This window comes from Kitasatospora sp. NPDC001261 (genome assembly GCF_042896795.1).
Taxonomy (GTDB): Bacteria; Actinomycetota; Actinomycetes; order Streptomycetales; family Streptomycetaceae; genus Kitasatospora.
In genome coordinates, this window is record NZ_JBIAXP010000052.1 from 14,962 (window position 1) to 30,368 (window position 15,407).

Genomic DNA, 15,407 nt, shown 5'->3' on the forward strand with positions numbered 1-15,407 from the left:
GCACACCGAAGGCCGATCGACCGACCGTCCGACCCACACCCCCCGGGGCGCACGGAACGGCGATCATCAGGGCCGCCCCGGAGCTCTCCCCCCTGCTCCGGGGCGGCTGTCCGTCGTCCTGGGCCGGGTGGCCCGGCCGGTGGCCGTCCCGGTGACGGCGGCGGTGCTGCTGGTGGTGGTGTCCTGGCAGGTCGCGGTGGAGGGGCCGCTGCTCGGCGTGGACCGTTCGGTCCGCCGGGCCGTCCGTACGGCCCACCGGGACGTCCCGGACGCGCTGCTGGACCGGCTCGGCCACTTCCTGTCGGACCTGGGCGGCGGCGTCCCGGCGGTCCCGGTGCTGCTGCTGGCCGGCGCGTTGGCCGCCTGGCGGGGGCGCCGGGCCGGGGCCGGGCGCTGGTGGCTGCCGCTGCCGGTGGCGGCGCTGACCTCGGCGCTGATCCCGCTGCTGGTGGTCCCGGCGAAGTCGGCCTTCGCCCGGCCCGGTCCACTCGGGGAGCCGCTGGCGGCGGGCCAGTGGGGCTGGTACCCGTCCGGGCACACCGCGACCGCGGCGATCTCGTACGGGGTGGCGGCGCTGCTGCTGGCCCGGGTGGCGGGGCCGCGCGCCGCCCGGGGGCTGGCGGCGGGTGCGGTGCTGCTGTCGCTCGGGGTGGGCGCGGGGCTGGTGTGGAGCGACTTCCACTGGCTGCTGGACGTGGTGGCGAGCTGGTGCCTGGCCGTCCTGGTGCTGTGGCCGCTGGCCCGGTGGCTGCCCGGGCCGGGTGCCGGTGGCGGTCAGGCCTCGGGGTCCTCGTTGCGGTGAACCAGGCCGGGCTCGCCGTTGTCCCGGTGCCACTCGATGACGAGTTCGTCGCGGGCGCCGAAGCGGACCAGGTGGCGGCCGACGACGTCCTCCAGTCCGGGCAGCTTGTCGCGCTCGCCCTCGACGGTGAGCAGCAGCGCGTCCGGCTGGGCCTCCAGGGTGGCGGTGCCGGCGCCGAAGACCATCGTGCCGCGGCCGGTCTCCTCGGAGTAGACGGCCTCGATCTTGCGCCCCATGTGGGCGGTGAGCTGCTTGGCGTAACGGCCCGGGCGGTCGGTGGCGACGCGGGCTTCGGAGCGGGGCATGGGCCCTCCATTGGTCGGGGACGGGAACTTAGGGTTCCCTCACTTGGGAGTAACGCTAACCCAGATACTGAGTCAAGCTCAACATATTTCCGCGATCGCCTTCCGCCGCCCGCCACGGGCCCCGGACCGACGGCTACCCTTGGGCGGACGCCAGCCGAGGAGACCGCCGATGACCACCACGCCGACCGACGAACCGGCGGACCCCTCCCCCGGCCCCCGGCCCGGCACCCCGGGCACCGCCGCCGAGCTGGCCGACGCGATGACCAGGGCGATCAAGCGGATCCGCCGTCAGACCGGCTGGCGGCTGGAGCCGTACGGCATCACCCCCGGCCAGGCCCGGGCCCTGCGCACGCTCGCCCACGTGCCCGGCTGCGAGACGCCGGACCACGCGATGCGGCTGAGCGACCTCGCCGACAAGCTGCACATCGCCCCGCGCTCGGCGACCACCGTGGTCGACGCGCTGGAGGAGGCCGGCCTGGTCGAGCGCAGCCCCGACCCGGCCGACCGGCGGGCGGTGCGGATCCTGCTGACCGAGGCCGGACGGGCGGCGGTGGAGCGGATCGGGCAGGTCCGGGACGAGGTGGCCCAGGAGTACTTCGGCGAGGTCAGCCCCGCCGACGAGGAGGTGCTGCTGCGGGTGCTGCGCTCCGCCGAGGCCCGCTTCCTCGCAGCCGGGCCGCCACGCCGCTAGCGGTACCGGGACGCAGCGCGGTGATCCCGATCCCGGTGATCACCAGCAGCGCGGCCGCGGCGGCCGTCGGGCTGATCCGTTCGCCGAGCAGCAGCCAGGCCGAGGACATCCCGAACACCGGCACCAGCAGCGAGTAGGGCGCGACGGCGGTCGCGTCGTAGCTGCGCAGCAGGAAGCTCCAGGCGACGAAGCCGAGCAGGGTGGAGACCAGCCCGACGTAGCCGATCGCGCCCAGTCCGGCCGGGGTGATGTCGCGCAGGGCGCGCAGGTCCGCCTCGGGGCCCTCGACCAGCAGGGACAGGCCCAGCAGCGGCAGCGGCGGGACGGCGCTGACCCAGACCATCCAGCGCAGCGCGTCCGGCGGCGCGGCCCTGCGGGTCAGCACGTTGGCCAGCCCCCAGGCGACGGCGGCCAGGACGACCAGGGCGAAGGCCCCGAGCGGGCCGCCGGCGCCCTGGTCCCAGGCGCTCAGCGCGATGCCGGCGAAGGCGACCGCCAGGCCCGCCAGCCGCTGCCCGCCGGGGCGTTCGCGCAGCAGCACGGCGGCGAACAACGCGGTGAAGCCGGCCTGCCCCTGGAGCACCAGCGAGGAGAGCCCGGCCGTCATCCCGGCGTGCATGCCGAGGAAGAGCAGTCCGAACTTGACCACCCCGAGGACCATGCCGACCGCCAGCACCCAGCGCCAGGCCACCTTGGGCGGGCCGACGAAGAAGACCGCCGGCACCGCGACGACGGCGAACCGCAGGGCGCAGAAGAGCAGCGGCGGGAAGTTGTCCAGGCCGACGTGGATCAGGACGAAGTTGAGGCCCCAGACGGCGGCCACCAGGACGGCCAGGGCGATGTGGCGCGGGCTCATGCCGCCCCGGCCGCCGGTGCCGCCCGTGCCGGTCGTGCTGCCTGTGCTGCCCGTACTGCTCATGCTGTTCCGGCCGCTCGGAGCGGCGGCGGTTGTCGCGGTCATGGGTCGAGCATGGTGGCGCCGGACCGTTCAGCACCAGCGATGAATTCTGAAGAGGACGCTTTAGTATCACTGCATGATGGACCTGGGGCGCCTGCGGGCGCTGCACGCGGTGGCGGTGTACGGCTCGGTCGGCGGGGCTGCCGCGGCACTCGGCTTCACGCCCTCGGCGGTCTCGCAGCAGATCGCCAAGCTGGAGCGGGAGACCCGGACGGTGCTGCTGGAGCGGCAGGGCCGCGGCGTGGTGCTGACCGACGCGGCGCGCGAGCTGGCCGTCACCGCGCAGACCGTGCTGGGGCTGGTGGAGCAGGCCGAGGTGCGGCTGGAGGAGCAGCGCGGCCAGGCCGTCGGGCGGCTGCTGGTGGCCGCGTTCCCGTCCGGTGCCCGCGGACTGATGCCCGGGGCGCTGGCCGACCTGCGGCGGCGCTGCCCGGAGCTGGACGTCCGGCTGCTGGAGCGCGACCCGTACCCGGCGGCCGAGCTGGTGGCCCGGGGCGAGGTGGACCTGGCGCTGGTGCAGGACTGGCCGACCGTGCCGCTGCCGGTGCAGGAGGGGGTCTCCCGGATGGACCTCGGCACGGACCCGGTGGACCTGCTGCTGCCCGCCGACGACGACCTGGCCGCGCTCGACCCGGTGCCGGTGGAGCGGCTGTGCGGGCAGCGCTGGATCAGCGTGCCACCGGGCAACATCTGCCACGACTGGCTGGTCCGCACCCTGCGCGAGGCCGGCGAGGAGCCGGACGTGCGCTACCAGGTCGGGGAGTTCGAGACGCAGATCGCGCTGGTCGCGGCCGGTCTGGGGATGGGCCTGGTGCCGAGGCTCGGGCGGGGCCCGCTGCCGCCCGGGGTGGCGGCCCGCCGGGTGGCGCCGGAGCCGGGCCGCCGGGTGTTCGCGCTCTGGCGCTCCCAGGCCTCCCGGCGGCCGGCCATCACCGAGGCGCTGGCCTCGATGCGGGAGTGCTGGGGGCGGCTTCCGGGCTGAGGGCCGCGGCGGCCGGTCGCCCGACCGCCGGGCCGATCGGTCCAGGTACCGGTCGCGGTCTCGGGGCTGGGACCAGGGTGAGGACCGGTGCGGGCCTCAGCCCGCGAAGCCGATCACCAGCCACATGAAGCCGACCCCGGCCACGGTGCAGAGCAGGGTGCTGCGCGAGGGGTGCGGGCTGTGCGCCTCGGGGAGGATGTCGGAGGTCGCCAGGTAGAGCAGGAATCCGGAGAAGAAGCCCAGGTAGAGGCCGAGCAGGTGCCCCGGGATGGTGAACGCCAGGGTGATCGCCGCGCCGGACACCGGGGCCACCGCGTCCGCGGCGAGCAGGGTCAGCGCCCGCCGCCGGTTGTTCCCGTACAGGCGGGTGATCGTGTACGTGTTGAAGCCGTCGGCGAAGTCGTGCGCGACCACGGCGATGGCCACCACCGTGCCGACCGTGGTGCCCGCCTGGAAGGCGGCGCCGATCGCGAAGCCGTCCATCACGCTGTGCCCGACCAGGGCCAGTGCGGCGGTCAGCCCGACGCCCTGGTGCCCGGCGGAGCGGGCGTCCCCGTGGTGGTGGCCGTGGGAGTGCGCGGCGTACTCGCCCTCGTGGCCGCGGTGGATCGCGACGGCGCGCTCGATCACGTGGATGGTGAGGAAGCCGGCCGCGAACAGCAGCAGCGCCTGCGGCACGCCGTGCACCTCGCCCGGCGCCTGGTGGAGCGCCTCGGGCAGCAGGTCGAAGGCGACCACGCCGAGCATCAGTCCGGCGGCGAAGCCGAGCACCAGGTGGCGGCGGTCGCGGGTGCGCTGGGCGACGAAACCGCCGATCAGGGTCATCAGGAACGCCGCGGCGGCGACCAGTACCGCGGTCATCGGTCCGGCTCCTTCACAGGTCCGGCCGAGTCGCCGGGGCCTTCGCCGGGTGGTGCGCCGAGCGCTCTGCCCATTCCTCTCCCCCTGGGATCCGCCCGTGGCCGGGCCGACCGCCGACCGTACCGGACGCCCGTTCGACGGTGATCACCCGGGGGTGCCGGGGCCGGGGTGCCGTTCCCCCAGCCTCGGCCCGGACCTGCCGGGGCGCCCGACGGATGGGCCGTTCGGGTGAGGCCGGCGACGGGCCGACCCGCCGGGACGGGGCGGTGGGCAAAGGCTGCTGAGCAGGGCTGATGTGGCGAGCGGGCGGCGGGTCAGCCGCCGGTGGCAAGCGGCAGGCCGAGGTGGGTGTGGGCGAGTTCGCGGACGCCGTCGCCGTCGATCAGGTGGATGTGCCGGCGGCCCTCCTCGGCGGTGAGGTCCAGCACCTCCTCGGTGAACCGGCCGGTGGTCAGCCGCAGGCCGCGCTCGGCGGACTCCTCCCCGACCGCCTCGGCCAGGGTCTCGATCTGCTCGGCGCCGATCGACCCGGTGTCCCGGGAGGCCCACACCACCCAGCGGCCGGGCAGCGAGGTGCCGGGCGCGCCCTCGCCGGTGGCGACCAGCCCGGCCGGGCCGCGCAGCCGGACGCTCCACTGCGCGATCCCGCCGCGGGTCAGCAGGTCCCGCACCAGCTGGGCGAACTCGTTGGCGGACAGGTCGGCGGCGGCCGGCACGGTGGCCCCGGCCTGGGCGGCGGGCCGGACACCGGCCCGGTCGTACGGGTCCGGGGTGACGGCGGCGCCGAGCTGGCGCAGCCGTACCAGGGCCTCGTCCTGCTCGGCGTCGGCGTAGACGCCCTCGTCGTCGCGCTCCTCGTACGGGGTGCCCGGCGGCAGCAGCCGGGTACGGGCCAGTGCGTCGCGGTCGGCGTCCACGCTGACCAGGCAGAGCGGCTCGGCCGCGGCGGGATCGCGCAGCCAGCCGTTGAGGACGACGCCGGCGAGTATCTCGTCGGTGTCCACGGCATCGGCGGCCTGCAGGGCCCGCAGGGCGAGCCGGGCGACCAGCCGCAGGTAGTCGGTGGCCCGGTCCGCGGGCGGGCGCTGCACCGGGAGGACGTCGCCGTCCGGGGCGAGCCGGTAGCCGGCGAGCGAGGGCACCAGGTCGAGCGGCGGCAGGTCGAGGTCCAGCACGGCGGTGCGGGTGAGCGGGCGGAAGACCGCCCTGCACGGGGCGGGCAGGTCCTGGGTGGCGGTCTCGGCGGCGGCCAGCGCCCGTTCCAGCAGCGACTCCACGGCGGCCGGCTCGGCCAGCCGGTAGGCCCGACGGCACTCCTCCAGGCTCTCGTTGTACTCGCGCACGGCGCGGGCCCGGGCCTCCTCGGCCGCCTCGTGGGCGCGCCGGGACTCGTCGGCGGCCGGGCTGCCGGCCTCGGCCCGGCGGGTGCGCCACTCGCGCAGGGCGCGCTGGTGGGTGAGCCGGGCCTGGGCCAGCTCGCGCTGGTAGCCGGAGTCGAGCAGCCGGCGGGACGGGCCGCCCTCCGGGTCGGCCACGGGCGGTTCGGCGGGCGCGAAGTCCTGCCAGCGGGGCTCGGACTCCTCCTCGGCGCCGCCGCCGGGGCCGTCGGCCGGGTAGGGGCGGGGCTGGTAGTGGCGCAGCTGGCTCTCGAAGTCCATGGCGGAGACGGGCAGCGCGGCGCGGCGCAGCAGGTCGGCCAGCCGGTCGTGCTCGGCCCGGACGGCGCGGGTGCGGTGGTGGGTCAGGGTCGCGGCCCGGGCGTGCGCCGCCACGGCCTCGTCCGGGTCGGCCTCGCCGGGGCCGGGCTCGGACGGTCCTTCACCGGACGGTCCGTTGCCAGTGGGTCCGTTGTCGGTGCGCCCGTTGCCAGTGGGTCCGCTGTCGGTCGGTCTGTCACCGGTCGGCCCGTCGCCGGACGGGCCGTCACCGGTCGCACCGCCACGGGGGCGGCCGGCGGCGGCGCCGTCCGGCTCCTGGCCGTTCTCGGCTCCGAGGTCGCGGAAGACCGAGGCGAGGAAGCCCGGCCGGGGGAACTGGACGGTGGCGGTTCCGTCGGACTGGCCGTCTGCTGAGTACTGCATCGGTCGTCGTTCCCCCATGCTCGTCCGGCGCCTGCCCGGGGCGATCGGCGAACCTGTGGGCCCGCCCCTGCCGGACATTGTCCCCCGAACGGGCGCGGCGGTCAGCCAAGCCGCTCAGTTGGTCCGGGTGTTGGTGAGGTGCAGGCCGATGTAGCCGACGTAGATCCGGCCGCTGCCGGAGCAGTCGTCCAGGTAGTGCAGCCGGGGCGCGGTGCGGCCGCCGCCGATCCGCAGGTGCGCGCCCATGAACGCGCGCCGGGAGGAGTCGACGCATTCCGGGACCGGCAGCATCCGCTCGCGCTTCCACTTGGTGTGGCTGAACACCGTCCGGGACTCCCCGCGGACCGCCTTGCGGGGCGGGAAGCGGTGACAGCCCTCGGGGGTGCGCTCGCACCACTGCTTGAAGTCCCCGCCGGCCGCACCGCGCACGGCCGCCTCGGCGTACTCCTGGAGTGCCGTCAGCCCGTCCCAGGCGAGCCGGGCCCAGCCGGCGCCGGCGCACTGCAGCTCGTCCAGGGCGAGCGCCACCTTCTGGTCACCGGTGAAGGTCACCAGCGGGAACTCGCCGAGTCTGGCCATGAGTTCGGTGAAGGTGTCGGGCGTGCCGCAGCCGTCGGGGGGTTGGACCACGGAGTGCGGCCCGCCGACCGGTCCACCGCCCGGCGCCACGCAGTGGCGCCCGGTCAGGGCACGGGCTCCGGAGCGGAGACGGCCCTCCCGGACGTCCCGGCCGTCGCGGCCCTCCCGGCCCTGGCCGCGTTCCCGGTGTTCGCGGCGCTCCACGCGCAGGGTGTGCCGGACCCGCTCCAGCTCGTCGGCCCTGGCCTGCTGCTCGGCGCGGTCCTGTTGCTCCTCCCGGGCGAGCGCGGCCAGCTCCACGCCCTGGAACGGGGCGGCCGGGCCGGAGGTCCGTTCGACGACCTGCTCGACGGTCTCCTCGGCCACCTGCACGACGGCCTGCTCCGCGGCGTGTGCCACGGCCTGCTCCCCGGTCTGCTCCGCGTCCCGGCGGAGCTGCGGCGGCGGGACGCGCAGCACCGGGACGGCCGCCAGCGGCGGTGGCAGCGGCTGCTCCGCGGCCAGGCGGCGCGGCTCGCGGGCGAGCAGCCCGGCGGCGCGGCGCAGGTCCTCTTCTATTCGGCCCCGGGCGAGTACCGGATGTCGGGCGCTGTCCTGCCGGGAGGCCGGGTCGACCTCGGGCAGGTAGGTGCGCACCGCCCCGCCGTAGACGGTGTGGTACTCCAGCGCGACGTTGAACCCGGTGCGGGCGCCGGGGTCCAGTACGTAGGCGGTGGCGAGGCCGGGCAGCTGCTGGCAGAGCGGGGCCACCACGTCCCGCACCCAGCTGTCGAGCGGCAGGTTCACCGGGACGCTGGCCACCACGGTGGGCAGCCTGCGCTCGGGGTCGCACAGCTCGTCGATCAGGGCGTCGACCTCGTCGGCCGTGATCACCCGGGGGCCGGAGTGGACGGCGGTCGGGCCGTCGGTGGCGTCGAGCAGCGGGAGGAGCGTGCGGGCGAGTTCGGGCACCGGCACCCGGCACGGGGTGCGCACACCGCTGCCGGTGCTGTGGGTCTCGGCCTCCAGCCGGACCCAGGTGGGGCCGTCGGAACCGGTGGCCACGGTGAGGGTGAGCTGCTGGGTGCCGTGCGGGGCCGGGGTGCGCAGGCGGCGGCGGTCGTACCGGCCGGCATCCGGGCCGCCGCGCAGCGGACCCTGGTCGCGGTCGAGCAGGACGCGCTCGCCCAGGCGGAGGCGCTCGGCGGTGGGAGCCGGCTCGGTGCCCTGCTCGGCGGGCGCGCGGTGGGCCGGCGGGGGCTCCTCGAAACCCTCCTGCTTCAGCCAGCAGGCCAGTTGTTCGTCGGCCAGGGCGACGGCCTCGGCGTGTGAGAGGGCCGTGGTGACCGTCATCCGGTAGGGCGTCGCGGGGCCGCGGGGGCCGGGCAGGTCTGCGGCGGCGTGCGAGCGGACACGGTTCGGGGCGGGGCGGTTCGCGATCGGATGGTTCGAGGTCGGACGGCTCGTCGGGTGGTTCGTCGAATGGCTCGTGGGGCGGTTCGAGGTCGGGTTCGTCGCGGACTGGGAATTCGAGGTCGATCGATCCGAGGTCATGCGCATACCTCCGTGGTGCGGGGTGGGGTCCTGTGTCCTCCATCGATGGTTTCGTCCGGTTCTGCCGGAGCCTTGCCCAGGAAACGCCACGGCCCGGAGCGGAAGTTCCAACTCCGGGCTACGACACTACGTTCGGGTGAATCTGCTCAAGCGGTCTTCCGCGTGGCGCGGGGCCTGGGCTACGGGAAACGGCCGGTCACGGGCCGTCCGACGGATCGTCCGACCCCCGGGGCCCAGGAGCTACCCCCCGCCCCCGCGGCCAGAGCGGCACCTCGGGTCAGACCGGCACCTCGACGTACGTGCGGCCGGCCGGGACCGCCACCGCGGTACCGCCGGTCGCCTCGGCCAGCCAGGTGTGGAAGTCCGCCACGTCCGGCTCCGGCACCCCCACCTCGATCCGCACCCCGGCGGCCTCGTAGGCCAGGTCGCTCACCGTGTACCCGGCCGCCCGCAGGTCGTTCTCCACCCGCCCGGCCCGGACGTGGTCCACCGTCACCGCGAGCAGCGCGACCGGGCGGCGCTCCAGCAGGCCGACCTCGTCCACCGCCTCCGACACCGCGTTCCCGTACGCCCGCACCAGGCCGCCCGCGCCGAGCTTGATCCCGCCGAAGTACCGGGTGACCACGGCGACCGTGTCGGTCAGCCCGCGTCGGCGCAGCACCTCCAGCATCGGCACCCCGGCCGTGCCGCCGGGTTCGCCGTCGTCGCTGGAGCGCTCGCGGCGCTGCTCGTCGCCGACCACGAAGGCGGTGCAGTTGTGCCGGGCGTCCCAGTACTGCTTGCGGATGCCCGCGATGAAGGCCTGCGCCCCCTCCTCGTCGGTGACCCGGGCGAGGTGGCAGATGAACCGGGACTTCTTGATCTCGGTCTCGTGGCTGCCGGCCCGCCGGATGGTGAGGTACGGCCTGGCGGTGGGCTCCGGCGTGGCGGACATGGCGCGGGGGTCCTCCCGAGGACGGTGAAGGCTGACGGCGCGCGCCCCGGGACACCGGGGCGGCACCGCCAGCCTAGTTGGCGCACGACGGGAGGGATCAACGGCCGGGGGCCGGGAGCCGGCCGAGCCGGAGGATCGACGGCCGGGACCTGACTGTCGGACGCGGACGGGTCAGCGGCCGGCCAGGGCGTTCAGCCGCCCGCGGTCCAGGCCGGTCAGCGCGGTGACCTCGGCGAGGTCGACGGCGCCGCAGTCCAGTCCGCGCAGCAGGTAGCCGCTCAGCGCCCGGGCGGTGGCCGGCTCGTCCATCACGTCGCCGCCCGCCTTGGCGACGTACGCGGCCAGCCGCGCGGCGGCGGCCGCCAGGCCCTCGCGGTAGAAGGAGTAGACGGCGACGTAGCGGGTGGGCAGGTGTGCCGGGTGCATGTCCCAGCCCTGGTGGTAGGCGCGGGCCAGCGAGCGGCGGACCAGTCCGTGGTGGAGCTTCCAGGCGGCGTGCACCTGTTCGGTGGAGCCGGTCGGGACGACGTTGGTCGAACCGTCGGAGAGCCGCACCCCGGTGCCCGCGGCCGCCACCTGCATGACCGCCTTGGCGTGGTCGGCGACCGGGTGGTCCATGCTCTGGTGGGCCGCGCTGACGCCGCAGGCGGCGCTGTAGTCGAAGGTGCCGTAGTGCAGGCCGGTGGCGCGCCCCTCGGCGGCCTCGATCATCCGGGCGACGGTGGCCCGGCCGTCCGGGCCGAGGATCGCCTGGGTGGTCTCGATCTGGATCTCGAAGCCGATCCGGCCGGCGGGCAGCCCGGCCCGGCCCTCGAAGTCCTCCAGCAGCCGGACCAGCGCGGTGACCTGCTCGGCGTAGGTCACCTTGGGCAGGGTCATGACCAGGCCTTCCGGGAGCCCGCCGTTGGCCAGCAGGGTGGCCAGGAACAGCTCCAGGGTGCGGATGCCGCGGGCCCGGACGGCGGCCTCCATGCACTTGGTCCGGATGCCGAGGTACGGCGGGGCGCCGCCCTCGGCCACCGCCGCGGCGACCAGCTCGGCGGCGCGGACGGCGGCCGCGTCCTCCTCGGCGTCGGGGCGGGGTCCGTACCCGTCCTCGAAGTCGATCCGCAGGTCCTCGACCGGCTCGCGCTGCAGCTTGGCGCGGACCCGGGCGTGCACGTCGGCGAGCAGCTCGTCGTCCGAGACGCCGAGGGCCCGGGCCAGTTCGGCGGGGGTGGCGGCGTGGCGGTCGAAGGCCTCCAGGGCCCGGCGGCCCCACTCCCGCACGGTGTCGGCGCCGAAGGCGTCGGCCGGGACGTAGACGGTGTGCACCGGCTGCCTGGTCCCGGGCTCACCCGGGTAACGGCGCGCCAGATCGGCGTCGACCGGGGCGAGCAGCGCCTCCACCGCGGCGCGGGCCCCGGTGGAGAAGGAGGCCCCGTCCGTCGGCCCGTTTCCGTCGACCCCGACCCGTGTCATCCGCACTCCCCATGCCGAACCAGCGCTTCAACAGTTTGTTGAGGCGAAGGTAGCTCCGGCGGGCTCGGGCGTCAATGGCCGCCCGGGCCCTGGACGGTGGCGGCGGCGGTCAGTCCCGCCCGGCCGCGGCGTAGCGCTCGTTCAGCTCCGGGTAGAGGTCGGCGACCTCCTTGGGGTGGACCGAGCCGTCCGGTCCCTTGCCGGTGACGCCGTACTCCCTGGTCAGCCAGTCGGCGAGGCGCTGGGGGTCGGGCTGGTGGCTGTGGGCGTCCATGTACGAGACGAGCGCCGCGTAGGCGACGTCCGGGTCGAGGCGCGCGGGCGCCGGGGAGAACGCGGACTGCTCGGCGCGGGCCGACTCGGCGGCCGGGACCGGCTGCGCGGGCTCGGCGGGCTGCGCGAACTCGGCGGGCTGCTCCGGCTGCTCGAACTGCTCGGACCGCTGCTGCGGGCCGACCGGGTGCTGGGCCTGCGGACCGGGCGCGGGCACGGGGGCCGGGCCCGGGGCGACGGCTGCGGCGGGGGCGGGGGCGGGGGCGGGCTCCTCGGCGACCGGGCGCGGGGGCTTGAACCAGGGCGAGGCCTGCCCGGGCACCCGACCGCCCGGGGCGGCGTCGGTCGGGTGGCCGGTGGTGCGGACCGGGCGCTCGGTCCAGACGTTCAGCTCCTCGCCGCGCGGCTGCGGGGCGGCCTCCGCCGCCGCGTCCGGCTCCTGGGCGGCCCGCAGCCGGACGGCGGCCAGCTTCGCGAGCATCGGCGCGGCGACCTCGGCGGACAGCGGTGCGACGGCAGCGGGCGCCTGCGGCTGCTCGGGCTGGGCCTGCGACTGCCCCTGGACCTGGTCGGGCTGGGCGTGCTGGACCTGCGGGGCGGCCGGCTGGACGGCCTGCGGTGCCTGCTGCGGGTGCGGGGGCTGCTGGGCGTGGGCCTCGGCGGCCGGGGCGATGGCCGCGGCGACGCGGTTCTCCTGCGGGGCCACCCCCGGCGTCTCCTGCTCCGCCGGCACCTCCTTGACGTCGCGCGCCCGGCCGTCGTCGTCGAGCCGGTCGAGCAGCGCCGGGTCCAGCGGCACGCCGAACTTGGCGAGTTTGAGCGGCAGCAGCGCCTGGATCGGTGCCGAGCGGCGCCAGCCGCGGCCGTACCGGAAGCGCAGCTGCGCCCGGTAGACCAGGCGGTTCTGCTCCAGCCGGATGACCTCGTCGTAGGAGCGGAGCTCCCAGAGCTTCATCCGCCGCCAGAGCCGGAAGGTCGGTACCGGGGAGAGGAGCCAGCGCATCACCCGGACCGACTCCATGTGGCGGTCCGCGGTGATCGCCGCGATCCGGCCGACCGCGTGCCGCGAGGCCTCGACCACGACGACGAAGAGCACCGGGATGACGGCGTGCATCCCCATGCCCAGCGGGTCGCCCCAGGAGGCGGCCGCGTTGAAGGCGATGGTGGCGACGGTCAGCAGCCACGCGGTCTGCCGCAGCATCGGGAAGGGTATCCGCAGCCAGGTCAGCACCAGGTCGAGCGCGAGGAGCACGACGATGCCGGCGTCCACACCGATCGGGAAGGCGTAGGAGAAGGCGCCAAAACCCTTCTGCTCGGCCAGGTCGCGCACCGCGTTGTACGAACCCGCGAAGCCGATGCCCGAGATGATGAAGGCACCGGCCGCGACCAGGCCGAGCAGGCCCCGATGGGCCTTGGTGAGCGTTGGGCGTGCCATTACGTCTATCAACCCCTGGATGTCGGCTGCTGCCGTACGCTGCCTCGGCTGCCGGGTCCCGTTTGGTCGGGCCGCCGGACCCCGTTGGTCGGGCCGCCGGACGGCTGGGCAACCTCCGGGCTCGGCTCACCGGAGTTTACTCGTACACGTGTTTAGCGTGCCCACAGCCTGGGGTGTCACAGTGCGGCGGCCCGGGCCCCGGCCACCGGCACCACGCGGGGTCGGAGCGGAGGCGCCGCCGGATCGTCAGCCGGTCTGCCCCGCCGTGCCGTTGAGGTAGGTCAGCACCGCCAGCACCCGGCGGTTGGCGTCCTCGTCGGGGGCGAGTTCGAGCTTGCCGAAGATGTTGGCGATGTGCTTGGCCACCGCGCCGTCGCTCACCGAGAGGCGGGCGGCGATCGCCGAGTTGGAACAGCCCTCGGCCATCAGCTCCAGCACCTCGCGCTCGCGCGGGGAGAGCCGCAGCAGCGGACCGGGCCGGCGCGAGGTGGTCTGCATCAGCTTGGCGATCACGTCCGGGTCCATCGCCGTGCCGCCCGCCGCCACCCGGCGGACCGCGTCGATGAACTGCCCGGCGTTGAACACCCGGTCCTTCAGGAGGTAGCCGATCCCCCCGGTGCCGTCGGCCAGCAACTCCCGCGCGTAGAGCTGCTGGACGTGCTGCGACAGCACCAGCACCGGCAGGCCCGCGATCTCCCGACGGGCCTTGAGCGCCGCCTGCAGGCCCTCGTCGGTGAGCGTCGGGGGCAGCCGGACGTCGACCACGGCCACGTCCGGCCGGTGGGTCAGCAGCGCGTCCAACAGCTCGGGCCCGGTCTCCACCGCCGCGGCGATGGTGAAGCCGTGCGCTTCCAGCAGCCGGATCAGGCCTTCGCGAAGAAGGTAGAGGTCCTCGGCGAGGACAACTCGCACGGCAACTCCAAGGTGATGGTGGTGGGTCCGCCCGACGTGCTGTCGATGGAGAGGACACCGTCGAAGGTACCCAATCGCTTCTCGATCCCGCGCAGTCCGGTCCCCCGCGAAGGGTCCGCCACCCCCACCCCGTCGTCCGTCACCGTGACCCGCAGGAAGCCGGCCCGGTAGAGGATGTCCACCCACACCTGCTCCGCCTCCGAGTGCTTGGCCGCGTTGGCCAGCAGCTCGCAGATGCTGAAGTACACGGCGGCCTCCACCGGCGCCGGCGGCCGGTCCGGCAGGCTCACGCACACCTCGGTCGGCAGGGCGCTGTCCAGCGCCAGCGCCCGGACGGCGTCGCCCAGCCCGCGCTCGGCGAGCACCGGCGGGTGGATGCCGCGCACCAGGTCCCGCAGCTCCTGGAGGGCCCGGGCCGAGGACTGGCGGGCCTCGGCGAGGAGCTCCCGCGCGGCCTCCTGGTCGGTGTTCATCAGGTGCTCGATGGTGCCCAGCGTCATCCCGATCGCGACCAGTCGCGCCTGGGCGCCGTCGTGCAGGTCCCGCTCGATCCTCCGCAGCTCGGCGGCCTGGTTGCCGACCGCGTCCGCCCGGGTCTCGGTCAACTCGGCCACCCGCCTGGTCAGCTGGGCGTTCGTCGCCCGGCCGTCCTGGTCCAGCACCCGGCGGGCGGCCTCCACGTACCCCCGCACCGCGTACGGTGCCGCGAGTATGCCCGCGACGATCATGGCGGCCCCGAGCACGGCGCTCAGCAGGACGGCCACCATCCGGCTGCTCAACGGGCCGAACCCGTCCGCCGGCACCGGCCCGGCCAGGATGTAGGCGACGCCCAGCCCGAGCAGGACGGCCACCGGGCCGGCGAGGGCCACCACGAGGAACGGGTTCGCCAGCAGCCAGAGCAGCTCGGCGCGGGTGGTCCGGTCCCGCAGGCCCCAGTGGACCACCTGGACGTACTTCGCCACCGTCCGCGACCGGTGGTAGGTGTAGCCCGTCCACCAGTGCCCCCGGCCGTCCAACTCCAGCTCCGGCCGGGGCTCGTAGACCGCCGGCAGCCGGATGCCGAACCAGCGCTCCAGCTGGCCGCGGGTGCGGTTCGCGGTACGGCGGATGCTGGCCGCGGCCACCACGGCGCCGACGGTCGCTGCCACCAGGAGCGAGAGGAAGACGCCCAGGTCGTACGACTGCAGGAGCCGGGCCGTGACCGCCCCCGAGCAGATCGCCGCGCCCACCGGCAGCACCACTCCCGGCACCGCGGCCAACACCACCACACCGAGCCGCGCCAGCCCCTCACCGCCGGCCTTGAAGGCCGCCTGGGCCTGAGCACGTACGGACGCGCCGCTCGTACGACTCACTGTTGTCACGGGAAGCTCCTGATGCCGGTACCGATCGTCCTCCATCAGTCTTCACGAACCGTCCATCACCCACACTGGCCATGGCACCCCAAAACCGAGGTAGACCTAGGACCACCTGTGAGTGGAGGAAGTGACACCGACCGATGAGACAGTCTGAAAACGCGAAGAACCCCCATCCGGGACCCGGATGGGGGTTCTTCTGAAGAATTGTTCGGCGGCGTCCTACTCTCCCACAGGGTCCCCCCTGC

13 protein-coding genes are annotated in these 15,407 nt (G+C 75.2%); 3 read left to right on the top strand and 10 right to left on the bottom strand.

What is annotated here, in order from left to right:
- Positions 1–139: 139 nt before the first annotated feature.
- Positions 140–802, top strand: coding sequence for a phosphatase PAP2 family protein (locus ACFY4B_RS41650; RefSeq protein ID WP_387976815.1), 663 nt, complete (start codon positions 140–142; stop codon positions 800–802).
- On the opposite strand, the gene ACFY4B_RS41655 is transcribed toward ACFY4B_RS41650, so the two are convergent.
- Positions 775–1,107, bottom strand: a complete 333-nt coding sequence (locus ACFY4B_RS41655) for a DUF2218 domain-containing protein (protein WP_049651304.1) — start codon at positions 1,105–1,107, stop codon at positions 775–777. The two genes, ACFY4B_RS41650 and ACFY4B_RS41655, sit on opposite strands and share 28 nt — an antisense overlap.
- A 169-nt stretch (positions 1,108–1,276) precedes the next feature.
- Between ACFY4B_RS41655 and ACFY4B_RS41660 the strand changes: the two genes are divergently transcribed.
- Positions 1,277–1,798 (top strand): MarR family winged helix-turn-helix transcriptional regulator, encoded by a 522-nt coding sequence (locus tag ACFY4B_RS41660; protein WP_049651305.1) that lies wholly within the window; start codon positions 1,277–1,279, stop codon positions 1,796–1,798.
- On the opposite strand, the gene ACFY4B_RS41665 is transcribed toward ACFY4B_RS41660, so the two are convergent.
- Positions 1,713–2,654: an EamA family transporter gene (locus ACFY4B_RS41665; RefSeq protein WP_387976834.1), complete on the bottom strand. Its 942-nt coding sequence runs from the start codon at positions 2,652–2,654 to the stop codon at positions 1,713–1,715. The genes ACFY4B_RS41660 and ACFY4B_RS41665 overlap by 86 nt on opposite strands.
- Positions 2,655–2,832: 178 nt before the next feature.
- Here ACFY4B_RS41665 and ACFY4B_RS41670 point away from each other — a divergent pair, with 178 nt between their 5' ends.
- The gene (locus ACFY4B_RS41670; protein WP_387976818.1) at positions 2,833–3,738 is read left to right on the top strand and encodes a LysR family transcriptional regulator; all 906 of its coding nucleotides are present in this window, start codon (positions 2,833–2,835) and stop codon (positions 3,736–3,738) included.
- A gap of 96 nt (positions 3,739–3,834) precedes the next feature.
- Here ACFY4B_RS41670 and ACFY4B_RS41675 read toward each other — a convergent pair whose 3' ends face one another.
- The 8 genes from ACFY4B_RS41675 to ACFY4B_RS41710 form a co-directional block, all read right to left on the bottom strand.
- The gene (locus ACFY4B_RS41675; protein ID WP_049651307.1) at positions 3,835–4,599 is read right to left on the bottom strand and encodes a ZIP family metal transporter; all 765 of its coding nucleotides are present in this window, start codon (positions 4,597–4,599) and stop codon (positions 3,835–3,837) included.
- A gap of 314 nt (positions 4,600–4,913) precedes the next feature.
- On the bottom strand, positions 4,914–6,680 hold the full coding sequence (locus ACFY4B_RS41680) for a restriction endonuclease (protein ID WP_387976821.1): 1,767 nt from the start codon (positions 6,678–6,680) through the stop codon (positions 4,914–4,916).
- Positions 6,681–6,794: 114 nt separating this feature from the next.
- Positions 6,795–8,591, bottom strand: coding sequence for a hypothetical protein (locus ACFY4B_RS41685; RefSeq protein WP_387976823.1), 1,797 nt, complete (start codon positions 8,589–8,591; stop codon positions 6,795–6,797).
- A gap of 478 nt (positions 8,592–9,069) precedes the next feature.
- Complete coding sequence (locus tag ACFY4B_RS41690; RefSeq protein WP_049659555.1) at positions 9,070–9,726, bottom strand: YigZ family protein; 657 nt, start codon at positions 9,724–9,726, stop codon at positions 9,070–9,072.
- Between the two features lie 171 nt (positions 9,727–9,897).
- Positions 9,898–11,187, bottom strand: coding sequence for a DUF6986 family protein (locus ACFY4B_RS41695; RefSeq protein WP_387976826.1), 1,290 nt, complete (start codon positions 11,185–11,187; stop codon positions 9,898–9,900).
- Positions 11,188–11,296: 109 nt separating this feature from the next.
- Complete coding sequence (locus ACFY4B_RS41700; RefSeq protein WP_387976829.1) at positions 11,297–12,895, bottom strand: DUF2637 domain-containing protein; 1,599 nt, start codon at positions 12,893–12,895, stop codon at positions 11,297–11,299.
- Positions 12,896–13,141: 246 nt separating this feature from the next.
- Complete coding sequence (locus tag ACFY4B_RS41705) at positions 13,142–13,807, bottom strand: response regulator transcription factor (protein WP_049659962.1); 666 nt, start codon at positions 13,805–13,807, stop codon at positions 13,142–13,144.
- On the bottom strand, positions 13,759–15,168 hold the full coding sequence (locus tag ACFY4B_RS41710) for a sensor histidine kinase (protein WP_387976832.1): 1,410 nt from the start codon (positions 15,166–15,168) through the stop codon (positions 13,759–13,761). Before ACFY4B_RS41710 ends, ACFY4B_RS41705 begins: the two co-directional genes overlap by 49 nt.
- Positions 15,169–15,407 lie beyond the last annotated feature (239 nt).